The organism is Acidaminococcus sp., from assembly GCA_022482815.1.
Lineage (GTDB): Bacteria > Bacillota > Negativicutes > Acidaminococcales > Acidaminococcaceae > Acidaminococcus.
In genome coordinates this window covers 2,327,685-2,343,952 of the sequence record JAKVOM010000001.1, presented here as the reverse complement: position 1 = coordinate 2,343,952, position 16,268 = coordinate 2,327,685, and the positions used below count along the sequence as shown (strand labels likewise).

At 49.8% G+C, this 16,268-nt stretch carries 14 protein-coding genes; all 14 read left to right on the top strand.

Annotated elements, in window-relative coordinates:
* Positions 1–5 precede the first annotated feature (5 nt).
* Positions 6–1,505 carry a threonine synthase gene (gene thrC, locus LKE33_10095; GenBank protein MCH3951269.1) on the top strand — a complete coding sequence of 500 codons (1,500 nt, stop codon included), beginning with the start codon at positions 6–8 and terminating at the stop codon, positions 1,503–1,505.
* Positions 1,506–3,142: 1,637 nt separating this feature from the next.
* The gene (locus tag LKE33_10090; protein MCH3951268.1) at positions 3,143–4,648 is read left to right on the top strand and encodes a 4Fe-4S dicluster domain-containing protein; all 1,506 of its coding nucleotides are present in this window, start codon (positions 3,143–3,145) and stop codon (positions 4,646–4,648) included.
* A gap of 51 nt (positions 4,649–4,699) precedes the next feature.
* Positions 4,700–5,431 carry a YebC/PmpR family DNA-binding transcriptional regulator gene (locus LKE33_10085; protein MCH3951267.1) on the top strand — a complete coding sequence of 244 codons (732 nt, stop codon included), beginning with the start codon at positions 4,700–4,702 and terminating at the stop codon, positions 5,429–5,431.
* 66 nt (positions 5,432–5,497) lie between these two features.
* The gene (ruvC, locus tag LKE33_10080) at positions 5,498–5,998 is read left to right on the top strand and encodes a crossover junction endodeoxyribonuclease RuvC (protein ID MCH3951266.1); all 501 of its coding nucleotides are present in this window, start codon (positions 5,498–5,500) and stop codon (positions 5,996–5,998) included.
* On the top strand, positions 5,995–6,600 hold the full coding sequence (gene ruvA, locus LKE33_10075; GenBank protein MCH3951265.1) for a Holliday junction branch migration protein RuvA: 606 nt from the start codon (positions 5,995–5,997) through the stop codon (positions 6,598–6,600). Before ruvC ends, ruvA begins: the two co-directional genes overlap by 4 nt.
* Positions 6,600–7,604: a Holliday junction branch migration DNA helicase RuvB gene (gene ruvB, locus LKE33_10070; protein ID MCH3951264.1), complete on the top strand. Its 1,005-nt coding sequence runs from the start codon at positions 6,600–6,602 to the stop codon at positions 7,602–7,604. Before ruvA ends, ruvB begins: the two co-directional genes overlap by 1 nt.
* Before the next feature lie 17 nt (positions 7,605–7,621).
* Positions 7,622–8,224 carry an epoxyqueuosine reductase QueH gene (locus LKE33_10065; protein MCH3951263.1) on the top strand — a complete coding sequence of 201 codons (603 nt, stop codon included), beginning with the start codon at positions 7,622–7,624 and terminating at the stop codon, positions 8,222–8,224.
* Positions 8,225–9,541: a SpoIID/LytB domain-containing protein gene (locus LKE33_10060; protein ID MCH3951262.1), complete on the top strand. Its 1,317-nt coding sequence runs from the start codon at positions 8,225–8,227 to the stop codon at positions 9,539–9,541.
* Positions 9,542–9,624: 83 nt separating this feature from the next.
* Positions 9,625–10,647 (top strand): tRNA preQ1(34) S-adenosylmethionine ribosyltransferase-isomerase QueA, encoded by a 1,023-nt coding sequence (gene queA, locus LKE33_10055; protein MCH3951261.1) that lies wholly within the window; start codon positions 9,625–9,627, stop codon positions 10,645–10,647.
* A gap of 9 nt (positions 10,648–10,656) precedes the next feature.
* Positions 10,657–11,784: a tRNA guanosine(34) transglycosylase Tgt gene (gene tgt / locus LKE33_10050; GenBank protein MCH3951260.1), complete on the top strand. Its 1,128-nt coding sequence runs from the start codon at positions 10,657–10,659 to the stop codon at positions 11,782–11,784.
* Positions 11,785–11,787: 3 nt separating this feature from the next.
* A complete protein-coding gene (yajC, locus tag LKE33_10045) occupies positions 11,788–12,234 on the top strand; it encodes a preprotein translocase subunit YajC (GenBank protein MCH3951259.1) in 447 nt (148 codons plus the stop codon).
* The gene (locus tag LKE33_10040) at positions 12,235–12,798 is read left to right on the top strand and encodes a 5-formyltetrahydrofolate cyclo-ligase (protein ID MCH3951258.1); all 564 of its coding nucleotides are present in this window, start codon (positions 12,235–12,237) and stop codon (positions 12,796–12,798) included.
* A 46-nt stretch (positions 12,799–12,844) separates the two neighbouring features.
* Positions 12,845–14,083, top strand: a complete 1,239-nt coding sequence (gene secD, locus LKE33_10035) for a protein translocase subunit SecD (GenBank protein ID MCH3951257.1) — start codon at positions 12,845–12,847, stop codon at positions 14,081–14,083.
* Positions 14,080–14,967: a protein translocase subunit SecF gene (secF, locus tag LKE33_10030; protein ID MCH3951256.1), complete on the top strand. Its 888-nt coding sequence runs from the start codon at positions 14,080–14,082 to the stop codon at positions 14,965–14,967. The genes secD and secF overlap by 4 nt, the downstream gene beginning before the upstream one ends.
* The last annotated feature ends 1,301 nt before the right edge of the window (positions 14,968–16,268 follow it).

Genomic DNA, 16,268 nt, shown 5'->3' with positions numbered 1-16,268 from the left:
GTACTATGTTATACGTCAGTACAAGAGGAAAAACTGAGATGGTAAGTTCGGCCCATGCGATTTCGAGTGGGCTGGCATCCGATGGCGGTTTGTTCGTTCCACGGGATTTTCCACCGGTGACGCGTGCTGAAATCGATGCAATGTGCGACGTCTCCTATGAAGACAGAGCAGTAAGTGTTTTGTCTCGTTTCCTGACTGATTATAGTGAGGATGAACTGCGCGAATGCGTTGGAGCTGCTTATAGCAAAGAGAAATTCGGCAGTTTTCCCGCACCGCTGCATCTCCTTAAAAAGGATGTGGATGTATTGGAGCTCTGGCACGGCCCGACGTGTGCTTTCAAGGATATGGCCCTGCAGATTCTTCCACATTTTCTTACAAAAGCAATCGTTAAAACCGGGGAACAGAAAAAAGTCGTGATTCTCGTGGCAACTTCCGGTGATACCGGTAAGGCAGCCATGGCTGGCTTTGCCGATGTTCCCGATACCGAAGTCATTGTGTTCTACCCGCATGGCGGCGTCAGCGCGGTGCAGGAACTGCAAATGACGACACAGCGGGGCGCCAATGTCCACGCTGTAGCCGTGGAAGGCAACTTTGATGATGCCCAGACCGGCGTCAAGATGCTGTTTGGCAAAGAGGATTTGAATAACCTTCTCAGCGAGAATGGCTGTGCCTTTTCTTCCGCCAACTCCATTAACTGGGGCCGTCTGGTGCCGCAGATTGTCTATTATTTCAGCTCCTATGCGGATGCTGTCAAGGCAGGACGCATCAAGAACGGCACGAAGATTAACTTCTCCGTACCGACTGGCAACTTTGGTGATATCCTTGCCGGTTATTATGCGAAGCTGATGGGTCTTCCCGTCAACAAATTCATCTGTGCATCCAACACGAATAACGTGCTGACAGATTTCATCAACACGGGCACCTACAATCGGAATCGTCCGTTCTACAAGACGATTTCCCCGTCCATGGATATCCTTGTGTCGAGCAACCTGGAACGGCTTCTTTACGAAAAGTCCGACCACAATGCTGCAAAGGTGACGGAATGGATGAACAGCCTGAAAGAAAAGGGCACTTATAGTGTCGGCAATGAAATGCAGAGCGCTATCCTGAATGATTTCTTCGGAACCTGGGTTGACGAAATCGAGACGAAGGAAACCATCAGCGATGTCTTTGCCAACTATGGTTATACCATGGATCCGCACACCGCCGTCGCTTACAAGGCACTGGAAAAATATCGTCTGATGACGAGTGATACCACTTATACCATCGTTCTCTCAACGGCAAGCCCGTTCAAGTTTAACGATGTTGTCCTGAGTGCCATTAACCCGGACAAATATGAAGGCGCTAAACTGGAACCGTTTGAAGCCATGAAGAGATTGGCAGAAGTGACGGGCCTTGAGATTCCAAAGAGTATGGAAGAACTGCCTGAACTGGAAGTTCACAAGAGCGACATCGTTGAACCTGCCTCCATGGAAGCAGAAGTAAAGAAACTCTTGGGAATTTAAAACAATGATAAAAAGCTGTGAAGCAGTGAGCAATCACCGTTTCACAGCTTTTTTTGCGCTAAGTTAAGCCAAACCGTAAGGTTTGGCTTAACTTAGGCGAAGAAGGCAATGTAGCTGCTGAAATGTCCATTAGTACTTTTATAACCAGAGAAAGACTAAAAATTTAGTAAAAAATAATAAGATGGTCATCATCCCCCGCAAGCGGGCCCCCTTCCTCAATGTCGCACAGCGACGTCGAGGAAGGTCCCTAAAGAATTTACCACAGCGATTTTTATATTTTCTTTTGGCAAACCGACGACAGGAGGTTTGGCTACGGTGAGTCTTCTTCCAAGCCGCCCTTCTCATGGCGGCTTCGGAAGGAGGAGAATCGCTTGCGGTGGAGGAATAGCTTCTTTTATTCTTTTATTTATTATATTTTGCCAAAGCGGAGCTTTGGCGACTAAATTCGTGCCTTCTTCGAGCGAAGTGAGGAACAAGGGGAACCGCAGTGGGCGTCGATTGCTTCTGCAATCGCGCACACGTCCGCGGTGGATATTCAGTTAGATAACAAGTAAGAGTAAATAAGAGAGATTTTAAAACAGCAGCTCTCATGAATGAAGCCAAGTCAAAGCTTTGACTAAAATTAAATTAGGATGACCCGTAATCGTACCCATTCCTGCGTTCTGAATGAATACCCACCACGGACGGAAAACGATTTCGTCGCATTACTGTGGGCCTCCCTCTTATTCGCGAAAACCACGCGAACAAGAAGGCAATGTAGCTGCTGAAAAGTTCATTAGTACTTTTATAACCAGAGAAAGACTAAAAATTTAGTAAAAAAATAATAAGATGGTCATCATCCCCCGCAAGCGGGCCCCCTTCCTCAATGTCGCGCAGCGACGTCGAGGAAGGTCCCTAAAGAATATACTGCAGCAATCTTTTTATATTATTAAGGCAAACCGACGTTAGGAGGTTTGGCTACAAAGAACCTTTCGACGCCGCCTTAATTAAGCCAAATCGTAAGGCTTTGAATACCTCTAGGACCTCCTTTCACGCCGCTGCGCGGCGTCGAAAGGAGGAGAATCGCTTGCGATGGAGGATAGAATCTTTAAACCTCATTCTCACATCGGCCCAACTTTTCGCAAGCCTGGCTAAATGCCATATGCCAAAAGCGCTTTTGTTTTTATTTTAGGCCGTCAGGCCGTACCTTTCTGCCGAAGACTTATTTCTTACTGCCCGCATCTTTCTTTCCTAAGAATCCGCCAAGAAAATACTCGCACGGGTGTACTAACCACTCGCCACTATCCACTAACCACTCCTATACGGCCGAAGGCCGTAGAGATGGATAGAATCTTTATCATTTCCGCGCGTAGCGCCACAGCTTCTCAGCTTTCTTTTTGCGCGAAGCGCCAAAGCTTTTCTTCTATTCCTATCCATGATATAATCATAGCGGCTTAAAAGTCCTCCTTTTAAACAAAAGTGGAGGAAACGTTATTGTGCGTGTGTAGTGGAGTTTTATGAAACGGGCATAAGGATATTCTAATGAAAATGTAAAATTTTTATCAAAAAAGTCCTAAATTGGGACTTTTTCTCTTATTTTTTCCATGGATTTATGATATCATTATGACCGATAAATCAAATTCAGAAAGGGAAGTAAAATGGAAGTCACCGAAATTACGAAAATCAGACGGAAAGTTGTCACGATGCTTTGCAAGATGGCTTACGATGGAAACTTACCTGAACACGTCTATGACATTTTGCAGATTGTAAGTGAAGACACGCCTCGTTTGCGCTGCTGCGTCCATAAGGAACGGGCTGTCCTGAAACAGAGAATCGATGTGGCTCTCGGAACAGATACCAATATGAATATCGTAGAGGCTGCTAAAAAGGCTGTTTCTGAACCGGTTGACCGTACCCAGCATGTCATTGCTGTACTGCCGGAAGCTTGCTCCGCCTGCCCTGTCAATAAATATATGATTACCGATGTGTGCCGCCGCTGCCTGACGCACCGCTGCATGAACGGCTGCCAGAAGAAAGCAATTTCTGTGTATCAGGGCCGCGCTCATATCGATTATGATCTCTGCATTGAATGCGGTAACTGCTACCGCGGCTGTCCGTACGGCGCTGTCGTGGAAATCGCCCGTCCCTGTGAAAAAGCCTGCAAAGTGCACGCACTGCACATGGGTAAACACAGAAAAGCTGAAATCGATAAGAGCATCTGCGTGGAATGCGGCGCCTGCCGTGGTGCCTGCCCATTCGGCGCTATCGAAGAACGCAGCCATGTAGTGCAGCTGATTCAGGAACTCAAAGCAAAGAAGAGAAACGTCTATGCACTCCTGGCACCTTCCTTTGTCGGCCAGTTCGGCCTCAAAGTAACACCGGGCCAGATCAAGACGGCCTGCAAGAAACTGGGCTTTACCCAGGTCAAGGAAGTTGCTGTCGGCGCTGATATGACGGTTATTTCCGAAGGCAATGAATTTGTTGAAAAAGTAGTAAACGGAGACCAGAAGCTCCTCACGAGTTCCTGCTGCCCAGCTTTCGTGGCTACGGTAAAACGTCATGCTCCGGCACTGGCTGACTGCATTTCCGATACCGTTTCCCCGATGGTGGCCCGCAGTAAAGCCGTGAAACATAATGATCCGACTGCCGTTACCGTATTTATCGGGCCGTGCATTGCCAAGAAGGTAGAAGCCCGTGAACATCCGGATGAAATCGATTATTCCCTGACCTTCGAAGAATTAAAATGCATGATGGACAGCCAGGGAATCAATCCTGCGGACTGCGAATCGGATGATTTCAAACCGGATTCTTCTGCCGACGGCTGCAGCTTCCCGCAGGCTCAGGGCGTCAGCACGGCTGTCAAGGATTACACCGAAAAGTTCTATAATATTACGCCGAAAGCAAAATACTGCAATGGCCTTGAAGAATGCCTTGGTGCCCTCAAGGACTTCCAGGACGGCAAACTCGATATCCAGTATCTTGAAGGCATGGCCTGCGTGAAGGGCTGCCTGAACGGACCGGGTGCATTGACGGAACCGGGCCTCACCCGCGTGCTGTTGAAACGTTTTGCCGGGACCACGAGAATGCAGTGTGCCGGCGACAACGATTTCGCACAGAACGAAGTCAAGCACGTCGACATGGAGCGCGTGTATTTGCGCAAATAATTACATTGTGGTAAAATAACTCGGTAGTCTTAATTTTGGGAGGAATCGTAAATGTCAGGACACTCCAAGTGGGCAAATATTAAGTTCAAAAAGGGCAAGGCAGATGCTTTGCGCGGAAAAATCAACACGAAAATCGGTCGTGAAATTACGATCGCTGTTCGTATGGGTGGCCCTGATCCTACTGGGAATATGAGATTGAAACTGGCCCTTTCCAAGGCTAAAGCCAACAATATCCCCAAAGACAATATCAAACGGGCTATTGCCAAGGGTGAAGGTGCTACTGAAGGCTCTAACTATGAATCCATTACGTACGAAGGTTATGGTCCTGCCGGCGTTGCTATGATGATTACAGCACTGACTGACAACCGCAATCGTACGGCTGCAGATATTCGTCACGTCTTTTCCAAGGGCGGCAACATGGGCGAATCCGGCTGCGTAAGCTGGATGTTCAAGAATAAAGGTATTTTCACGATTGAAAAGGAAGGCGCTCCTGCCGAGGACGAAGTCATGGAAATCGCACTGGATGCCGGTGCCGAAGATATGGAAACAACGGATGATACGTACGTCATCACCACTTCTCCGGAAGATTATGATGCAGTGGAAAAAGCGCTGGCTGACCATCATATTGAGGTCGCCATGAGTGAATTATCCCTGATTCCTGACAACACCATTGCCGTGACGGGTGAAGATGCTGAAAAAGTACAGAAGATGATCGATAACTTCGATGAACTGGACGACGTGCAGGACGTTTATACGAACGCTGACCTGCCGGACGAAGAGTAAAATTGTATTACGGCCGGCCTGATGGGGGTATTTCCTCTGATGGCCGCTTTTCTTTTGGAGGAACTTATGCTGGCATTGGGCATTGACCCGGGAACAGCCATCTGTGGGTACGGCCTTGTCCAAATGGAACGGAGCCGGCTGATTCCCATTCATTACGGCGCTGTTTTTACGGATAAGGATGAATTGCCGGAAAGACGGCTGCAAAAGATTTATCTCGAACTCTCTGATCTCATCAAAAACTACAAACCGGATTTCATGACCGTTGAAAAACTGTTTTTTAACCGGAATGTAACGACCGCTATCGCCGTAGGGCAGGCCCGCGGGGTCATCTTGCTCTCGGCAGCCATGGCAAACCTTCCCGTTTATGAATACACACCGATTCAGATCAAACAGGCAATTACGGGTACGGGACGGGCCGATAAAAAACAAGTCACTTATATGGTCACTAAACTGCTTCATCTGAAGGAAGAACCGAAACCTGATGATGTGGCCGATGCGCTGGCCATTGCCATAACTGGTCTGAATTTTATCCGGGAAAGTGAATTGCGGGAGAGGTTGTACAAATGATTGGATTTATCAACGGGCGCGTCGACCATATCGGCTCTAATTTCTGCCTTGTGGAAGCGCAGGGCGTCGGCTACCGCATCTTTATGAATGCGTCAGACCTGGGCCGCATGGTCCTCGACCAGAAAATCAAAATCTATACTTATTTGTCCGTACGTGAAGATGCACTGCAGCTGTACGGATTTCTGTCGTACGATGTATATTCCCTGTTTACCAAACTCATCACGGTAAGCGGAATCGGCCCCAAAGTGGCGCTCAATGTGCTTTCCGCTGCAAAGCCCGATGCCTTCTTTATGGCCATCAGGAACCGGGATATCAAGTATCTGACGAAACTTCCCGGCATTGGCAAGAAAACGGCCGAACGGATGCTCCTTGAGCTCAAGAATCTTGTCGGTCCTGAAACCAGCGCGGCAGGAGGGGACGATGGCCTTGATTTTGTGCCGTCTGACAATTCCCCGATGGGAGAAGCTATGGAAGCCCTGGCTTCCCTGGGATATACGCAAAATGAAATTTCCACAGTCATGAATCGCATGAAAATTACGGAGAACATGACGGCGGAAGAACTCATCAAGAAAGCACTGCAGATGATGGCTAGGAGGAACTAATGGACGAAGATCAACGCGTCATTGCCGGCGGTGAGCAGGCACAGGACGGCTGGCAGTACAGTCTCCGCCCGCGCCGGCTGAGTGAGTATATCGGTCAGGAAAAAGTCAAAAAGAACATGAGTGTCTTTATCCAGGCCGCCCTGAAGCGGCGGGAAGCCTTGGATCACGTACTTTTGTACGGGCCTCCCGGACTGGGCAAGACGACGCTGGCCAATATTATCGCTAACGAACTGAATGTCAACATTCGCATCACGAGTGGCCCGGCTCTGGAGCGCCAGGGAGATCTGGCGGCCATCCTGACGAACCTCAGTGAAAGCGAAGTACTGTTTATTGATGAAATTCATCGTCTTCCGAAAACTGTCGAAGAAATCCTGTATTCGGCCATGGAAGATTATGCACTCGATATCATTATCGGGAAAGGGCCGGCAGCGCGCAGCGTGCGCCTTGACCTTCCCAAATTTACCTTGATTGGGGCTACGACCCGTATGGGCTCCATCGCGGCTCCGCTGCGGGACCGTTTTGGTGTAATCTGTCACCTGGAGTTTTATACACCGGAAGAACTGCAGATCATTGTGGAACGGGCCGCGGAAATCCTGAAGGTCAAAATTGACCCGCAGGGTGCCCTTGAAATCGGCCGCAGAAGCCGGGGTACGCCTCGTGTAGCGAATCGTCTGCTAAAACGTGTCCGCGACTTTGCCGAAGTGGCCGGGCTCGACCATATCAGCCTGGACATTTGCCGGCAGACAATGGAACGTCTTGAAATCGATGACCTGGGGCTGGACCGCAATGACCGCCGTCTCCTGACAAAACTGGTCCGCGACTTTGGTGGCCGTCCTGTCGGCGTCGAAACGCTGGCAGCTTCCCTGAATGAAGAAGCCGAGACGCTGGAAGACGTGTACGAGCCCTATTTGATGCAGCTCGGTCTGCTGCAGCGGACCCCGAAAGGCCGCCAGGCAACGCCGAAAGCATATACCTATCTCGGTGTGCCTTATAATGGGCAGTAAAAGGACGTAAACCGATTATGAATATCTTATTGCACGTTTGCTGCGGTCCTTGTTCGATTTTTCCAACCAAATGGCTGACGGAGCAGGGAAAGGATTTCACGCTTTATTTCTTCAATCCCAATATCCATCCTTACCGGGAATTTAAGCGGAGACTCAATACGCTGATGGATTACTGTCAGCTGAGGCGGTATAAACTTGTCATCGATAAGAGCTATCCTCTTGAAGAAACACTGCAGGGAATGCTGAGCGAACCGGTTGTCCGCTGTGCATATTGCTACCGCGTCCGTCTGGAACAGACTGCGAAATACGCCAAAGAGCACGGCTTCGATGCCTTTTCTTCGACGCTCCTTGTAAGTCCTTACCAAAAGCACGGGATGATTCGGGAAACCGCCGAAGCCATGGCAGAAAAATATCAGATTCCGTTCTTTTATGAAGATTTCCGCAAAGGATATCAGGAAGGCGTTGACATCAGCCTGGAACTGGGGATGTACCGCCAGCCTTACTGCGGCTGTATCTTCAGTGAACGGGACCGTTTTGAAAAACGTAAGAAAAAGCATCACACGATTCCGGAAGGGGAACAGAGTCGTGACGAGGGGTCTGCGCAAGTTCGCGAGGGTTAAATGATGAGAAAAAAGGCTATCTTATTCCTCTGTCTGCTGCTGGTCTGCATCGGACAGATTGTCTTTGCTTCCGGCTCGGGTCCCAAGATTCGTGTCGGCCTTGTTGTCAATCAGTTTTCTGCCGAAGTGGAATCCAAAGGCAAAATCAAACTGATTGACAGCGCCGGGAAAAATTATGTGCTGCCTTCGAGGCGGCATTTTATCAGCGTCAAAAAAGGAAATCTCTATGCGGATTCCAAAAAAATAAAAGGAAACCGCGTGTCTATTGTGGCTTCTGACAGCAAGAAACCGGTTACCGTGAACCGCCGGAAATACCGGGGCGCTCTGACAGCTGTCCTGAATGATAACGGCAAGAACCTCACCGTCATCAATTCGCTGTCACTGGATCACTATCTGTATGGTGTCGTAGCTAAGGAAGTCATGCCGCTCTGGCCGGATGAAGCCATTAAGGCACAGGCTGTGGCTGCTCGTTCCTTTGCGATGTACCATATGACGCATCCTCAGGATAAATACTATGACATCAAAGCCAATGATATGGGACAGGTGTACGGAGGCATAGAGGCCGAACACGCCAATACGTCAAAGTTTGTAGACGCTACGCGCGGCATCATTGCGACCTATGACGGAGAGCCTATCCAGGCCTTCTTCCACAGCAGCAGCGGCGGTTATACGGAATCCGCCAGTGAAGTATGGGGCAAAGATATTCCCTACCTCAGAGCTGTACAGGATTATGATCAGGATGCACCGAACTACAGCTGGACCAAGACCATGACCAAGGTTCAGCTTGAACGCCTCCTGAGCCAGGCCGGCTACCAGGTGGGCAGCTTGAAGGGTATCCGCGTTTCCGCACTGAAAAAGCCTCCTATGAAGTGGTCTCCTGACCGCGGCACTTCGGGACGCGTGAAGAAAATCGTTTTCCGCGGGTCCAAGGGAAGCGTGACCTTAACAGGCAACAAACTTCGTAATTTGCTGGGCCTCAACAGTACCCTCTTTGATGTGTATATCGGCGTGGAAGAACCCGATGAAATTGACGTGCCGATTACGAATTCCTACGGGTACCAGGTCGGTGACAAAAAGATTGAAATCAGCAAGAATAAAAAGAAACGTAAGAACGCTGTCGGTGATCTTCATCTGTTTTCCGACGTCAAAGGGGAGAAAGTCTTCTTCCTGGGCGGCGGCTGGGGCCATGGTGTTGGCCTGAGTCAGTGGGGTGCCCGCGGTATGGCCGTGTCCAAGAACGCCCGCCGGAAAAAGGATTATTACAAGACCATCCTGAAGCACTACTACAAGGGAATAGACATAGATAAAGTCTATTGATGAAATGTCGAACGCAATCCGTACCTTTTTTTGAAGTTGACAGGACGGTACAATTAACTCGTTAAGAGGAGTATATAGATAACATGGATGTAACTGATTTTGATTATGATCTGCCGAAAGAACTGATCGCGCAGACCCCGATTGAGCCGCGGGATGCTTCCCGCCTTCTGGTAATGAACAAGGTCACGGGAGAGCTGGAACACCGTCATTTTTATGACCTTCCGGAATATCTGAAACCCGGCGACGTACTTGTCTTTAATGATACGCGTGTTATCCCGGCCCGTCTGCATGGTTTTAAGACGACCGGTGCTCATTGTGAAGTGTTCCTTCTGACCCGCAAGAACAATACGGATTGGGAAGTCCTCGTTCGTCCGGGCAAGAAGCTGCAGGAAGGCGCCGAAATCAAGTTCAGTGATGAACTGAGCTGCACCATTTTGAGCAAGACTGATTTCGGAGGCCGCATTGCCCGGTTCCATTTTGACGGTGTCTTTGAAGAAATTCTGGACCGCCTCGGTGAAACGCCGCTTCCTCCGTATATTCACGAGAAACTTAAAGACAGTGAACGTTATCAGACCGTGTATAACCGGGAGCGCGGCAGTGCTGCGGCACCGACGGCCGGCCTGCATTTTACCAAAGAATTGATGCAGAAAATCAAAGACATGGGCGTCGAAGAAGTCTTTATTACGCTCCACGTCGGCCTGGGCACTTTCCGCCCGGTCAGTGAATCGCGGATTGAAGACCACAAGATGCACAGCGAATTCTATACGGTATCCCAGAAAGCAGCGGATGCCCTCAATAAAGCCAAACGCGAAGGCCGCCGCATCATTGCGGTAGGTACCACATCCGTGCGTACCCTTGAATCAGCCGGTGCCAGCGGCGAGATGAAAGCAGGCGGCAACTGGACCCAGATCTTCATTTATCCGGGCTTCAAGTTCCACTTTGTAGATGCCCTGATTACGAATTTCCATCTGCCTCAGAGTACGCTCATCATGCTGGTTTCCGCCCTTTCGACACGGGAAAATATTCTGCATGCCTACAAAGTGGCAGTCGAGCAGAAGTACCGCTTCTTCAGTTTCGGTGATGCCATGTTTATCAAAGACAAATAAGGAGACCTAATGCATTCCGTATATTTTGAACTCATTAAGGAAGATCCCCGTTCCGGCGCCCGTCTGGGTAAACTTCACACGCCGCATGGGACGTTTGATACGCCCATGTTCATGCCGGTAGGCACGCAGGCTACCGTCAAGACCTTGACTCCGGAAGAACTCTACGCCATGAAAGCACAAGTCATTCTGGCTAATACATACCATTTGTTCCTGCGTCCCGGTACGGAACTGATCCGCAAAGCCGGCGGTGTCCATAAATTCATGAACTACAAACGCGGTATGCTGACCGACAGCGGCGGGTTCCAGGTCTTCAGCCTTGGCGCCATCCGGAAGATTACCGAAGAAGGCGTCATGTTCCGCTCCTATATCGATGGCTCCAGACAGTTCCTCAGTCCGGAAGTGTCCATGAAAGCACAGGAAGATATCGGCGCGGACATCATCATGGCCTTTGATGAATGCATTCCGTATCCTGCCGAGTTTGATTATGCTAAAAAGTCCACAGAGCGTACGACGCGCTGGGCAAAACGCTGCCTTGCCGCTAAGACGCGGGATGATCAGGGTCTTTTCGGTATCGTGCAGGGCGGTATGTATCCGGAACTGCGTAAATACAGCGCCGATGCCCTGACGCAGCTCGACTTTGCCGGTATGGCCATCGGCGGCCTCAGCGTCGGTGAACCTCATGAGCTGATGTATGATATCCTTGGTAAGACCACACAGTGGCTGCCAAAAGACAAAGTCCGTTACCTCATGGGAGTCGGCACGCCGGACTGCCTCGTCGAAGCCGTGAATCTCGGAGTCGATATGTTTGACTGTGTGTATCCGACGCGCGTCGCCAGAAACGGCACGGCTATGCTGCGCACGGGACGCCTCGTCATCAAGAACCAGGAATACACGGAAGACTTCCGTCCTATCGACGAAAACTGTAACTGCTACACCTGCCGTCACTTTTCCAGAGCGTACATCCGCCACCTCTTTAAGTCGGAAGAACTTCTGGGAATGAGGCTCTTGTCTATACATAATCTTCATTTTCTGTTAAAATTTGCAGAGGACATGCGTACTGCTATTGCTAATGATACGTTCCCGGAATTCCGGAAAACGTTCTTAGATAATTATGTTTACTCTTCAAGGAGGTCGTAAAACATGCAAAATCTTGTACAACTGGCTTGGCCCTTCATTCTGATGGCTGCAATCTTCTACCTGCTGATTTATCGTCCGCAGAAGAGAGATCAGAAGAAGCGTATGGAACTCTTGGAATCCCTGAAAGTAGGGAACCGTATCGTAACCATCGGAGGTATCTACGGCGAAATCACGAAAGTAATGGATGACCGCGTCCGTATCAAAATCGCGGAAGGCGTAGAAATCCGCATTCGTAAGAGCGCCGTTGGTTCTGTCCTGACCACAGCTTTTGAAAAGGCAAATGCCAAGGCAGAAGACAAGAAAGAAGACAAGAAAGAAGACAAGAAGGACAACTCCGCAAAGGAAGAAACTAAGGAAGAAGCAGCAGAGACCAAGGCTGAAGCTAAGGAAGAAACCAAGGAAGAAGCTCCTGCCGAAAAACCTGCTGAAGAAACAGAGGCGCAAAAATAAATGGATAAGCGGACTCTCCGCAAGGAAATCAAGGAAAAACGCAGTAAGCTGAATCAGCGGGAAATCAATAAATTTAACCGCGAAATCAACAGTCATATTTCTGTCAGCCGGCTTTTTCTGGAAGGCAAGGTCATTATGGGTTACCTCGCCGAGCCGGGCGAAGTCAATATTGACGCCTCCTTGCAGACGGCCCTTTCCATGGGAAAGACAGTCTGTGTGCCCATGATTCTTGACAAAAACGGAATCATGCAGGCTGTTCGTCTGACTTCACTCAAAAAACTTGGGCGTGACTGTTATGGCATTCGTACGCCGAACAAACCTTATGAAGTGATTCCCCCGGAAGACATTGATTTGATTCTGGTGCCGGGTGCCTGCTTCACCGAACACGGTGACCGGCTGGGCAAGGGCAAAGGATTCTATGACCGTTTCCTGCCCAAGTGCACCAAAGGGGTTCCCATGGGGGTAGCTAACGAAGTCATGCTTGTGGATGAACTGCCCATGAATCCGCATGATGTGAAGATCCGTTATCTCGTGACGGAAAAAGCACTGAGAGTATGTAAATAACTAGGAGAACCGGATACGCTGGTTTCTCCCGAGGAGGAAATTTATTTTGCAGAGAAATTGTCGCATCAAGCTGCTGGTTTCCGTGCTGGCGATTATCATCTGCTTTGTGGCATTCATCAAACCGCTTGCTTACTCTGTAAAGCAAGGCCTTGACCTGCAGGGCGGTACCCACGTCGTACTGCAGGCCCAGGATACGCCGGATGCCAAAGTGGACGACGATGCCATGAATCGTTCCATCAGCATCATTGAACGCCGTGTCAACGAACTCGGCCTGACCGAACCGGTTATTCAGCGTCAGGGCAGGGACCGTATCATTGTGGAACTGCCTGGTGTCAAAGATCCGGAACAAGCCATTGCTATGTTGGGACGTACGGCACTGCTTGAATTTAAAGATATGAACGGCAAGACGGTACTGACCGGTAAGGATTTGAAAGACTCCAAGGCCAGTGTCGATCAGGGCGGCCGTCCGGTTGTAACCCTTCAGTTTAACGATGAAGGCGCTAAGAAATTTGCTGACCTTACTGCCGCTAACGTAGGTAATCAGATTGCCATCCTGCTTGATGGTGAAGTGCTTACCGCACCGCGTGTCAGCGAACCGATTACGGGCGGCAACGCACAGATTACCGGTTCCCGCGATGCCAAGGAAGCCGAACATCTGGCTATCCTGCTGCGCAGCGGTTCCCTGCCGGTTAAACTCGAAGTTGTCGAAAACCGTACGGTGGGACCGACCCTCGGTCAGGACTCCAAGGATAAGAGTGTCAAGGCCTTTGCCATCGGCCTTGCCGGTGTCTTTATCTTTATGCTTGTGTTCTACCGTTTGTCCGGTCTTGTGGCAGATATTGTGCTGCTCCTTTACACGCTGCTTCTGATGGGAGTGATGAGGGGGCTCAATGCGACCCTGACTCTGCCGGGTATCGCCGGTATTATCCTGTCCATTGGTATGGCCGTCGATGCAAACGTACTTATTTTTGAACGCTTCAAGGAAGAAATCAAGACGGGAAAGACCCTGCGGGCTTCTGTCAATGCCGGCTTCTCCCGCGCTTTTGTAACCATCCTTGACTCCAACGTAACGACCTTGATGGCAGCCGCTGTCCTGTTCTATCTGGGAACAGGCCCTGTCCGCGGTTTTGCCGTGACGCTGGCACTTGGTACGCTGATCAGTATGTTCACTGCCATTACGGTTACGAGATTTATTCTGAATGCCCTCATCGGCAGTCAGTTTACGAAGAATCCGTTCCTCTACGGAGCGAACCACTCTGAAAAGAAAGAGGAGGCGGCAAAATGAAGCACTTTTCTATTGTAAAGCACGCCAAAATCTTCCTTTCCATTTCAGCAATTTTCCTGCTGATCGGTATCTGCTCCATGATTTTCCGCGGCTTTAACCTCGGTATCGATTTCACGGGCGGCAGTATCATCGACTTGAAATTTGATAACCCCGTGACCGTTTCCCAGGTACGTGATGTCTTAAGTGACCATAAGCTGGGCAACAGCATCATTCAACTGGGCGGTACGGACGGTAATCAGGTGCAGGAAAGCCAGTCCGTCCTGATTCGTACGGGACTTATCACCGACGATCAGCGCGTTGAAACCATGAATGATATGACTCAGCGTCTGGGAGCCAATCAGGTGCTCCGCGTGGAAAACGTCGGCGCTACCGTTGGTAAAGACCTTGTAAAGCAGGCTATCGGAGCCGTTGCCTTGAGCTGGGTACTCATGATCATTTACATCACGATCCGGTTTGAGCACAACTTTGCTTTTGCCGCTATCATCGCCCTGATCATCGACGTCATGGTAACACTGAGCTGGTTCTCACTGCTGCATCTGGAAATGGATTCCTCCTTCGTAGCAGCACTGCTTACCGTAGTAGGTTATTCCATCAACGGCACGATTGTTATTTTTGACCGTATCCGTGAAAACCTGCATACCCATCGCCGCAGCGAAAGCATGGGCGATATGGTCGATAACAGTATCTGGCAGACCATGACCCGTTCCATCTACACGACAGTAACGACCCTGTTTGCCGTGGTTGCCATCCTGCTCTTTGGCGGCGAAACCATCAAGACATTTGCCTTTGCAATGTTTGTCGGTTTCTCCAGTGGTTTTTATACCTCCACCTTCCTCGCCGGCCCCATGTGGCTTGCACTGAAAGGCAGAAAGAAGAGAGCATAAGAAATCTAAAAAAGGGACTGAGAAAAATGAGATTTCATTTTTCTCGGTCCCTTTTTTCGCAGGTCGCGGGTCGCTGGCCGCAGGTCGCCCGTGGAAGCAAAATAGCTGAAGCAATTTTGCCTTGAAAGAATCCAATGTAAAATCAAAGCAACAGCCCTCTTGCTGTGGGTGTTCAGTACGATATCAGGAATTGGTCTGACGAAGACGTTGTAAAATACAAACCCAAACGCAATTTAGCACATTAGTGACCCTCTTCGACGTCGCCTTAGTTAAGCCAAACCGTAAGGTTTGGAATTCCTCTGCCACCTCCGTCTGTAGGAAGGAGAGCGGACCGCTTTGCGGTGGAGGAAAGTATGTTAGGGGGACCGCTTGCGGTGGGTGGTCAGTAGGACAACAGGAATTGGTACGATAGAAACGCTGTTAAATCCACACTAACACCCCAATCGGGGCAGTAGTGACCCTCTTCGACGTCGCTATGCGACATTGAAGAGGGAGAACCGCAGGAAGGCCCGATGTTATCGGGACTTCCGGAAAGCGGTGGGTGAAGTGCGCCAGTTCGGCGTGAATAGTATAGTTCGGTGAAAGTCCGAATCCAGTAAAGCCTAGCAAGCAGCTGGTACCGAGTCTTGCATGCAGAGCCGTGAGGTGAGCATGAAGCGTAGACAGGGAGTGTGAGAGCCGTAATGCCAAAATGCGATGAGCAAGGCGTAAAGCAGAATCAGCCTCGTTAACCGTAATATGGAAGCCGATACCTTATCACCGGTCGCAGGCAGAAGCGTACAGTTCGTTAGCAGGAAACTGCGGCGAGAACTGCACAGAGTTCCATCGGGGTCCAAGTGCACGGCGAGTACACAAACACTATTCATGTACCTGGGAGAACTGACTCAGTCCAAGGGACAGTGGTATGCTGACTTAAATACTTAACTGTACGGAGGTTGGCAAAAGCTGAGTCAGTAGTCGGATTGCCTCATAGTAGTGATGAAACCTATGAAAGTAGGCGGAGCGAAGGGGGCAAAGAATAATCGATTTCTGTCTCAAAACAGAAGGTAAGACAAAGAGGTTACCATAATGGAAATTGCGACACAGAAATTAAGGCACCGAGTGCAAGAGTGCAGATATGGTGCTGAAAGATTATTCTAAGAGCCGTATGCGGGAAAACCGCACGTACGGTTCTGTGAGGGGCGGGCGAGGCAACTCGACCCGTCTACTCGACGACCCACTCTGCCGAAGGCTATTAATTGCAATCTTCCTCAAGAATCCGCCAAGGTAGCTGCCCGCACGGGTGTACTAACTAACCACCA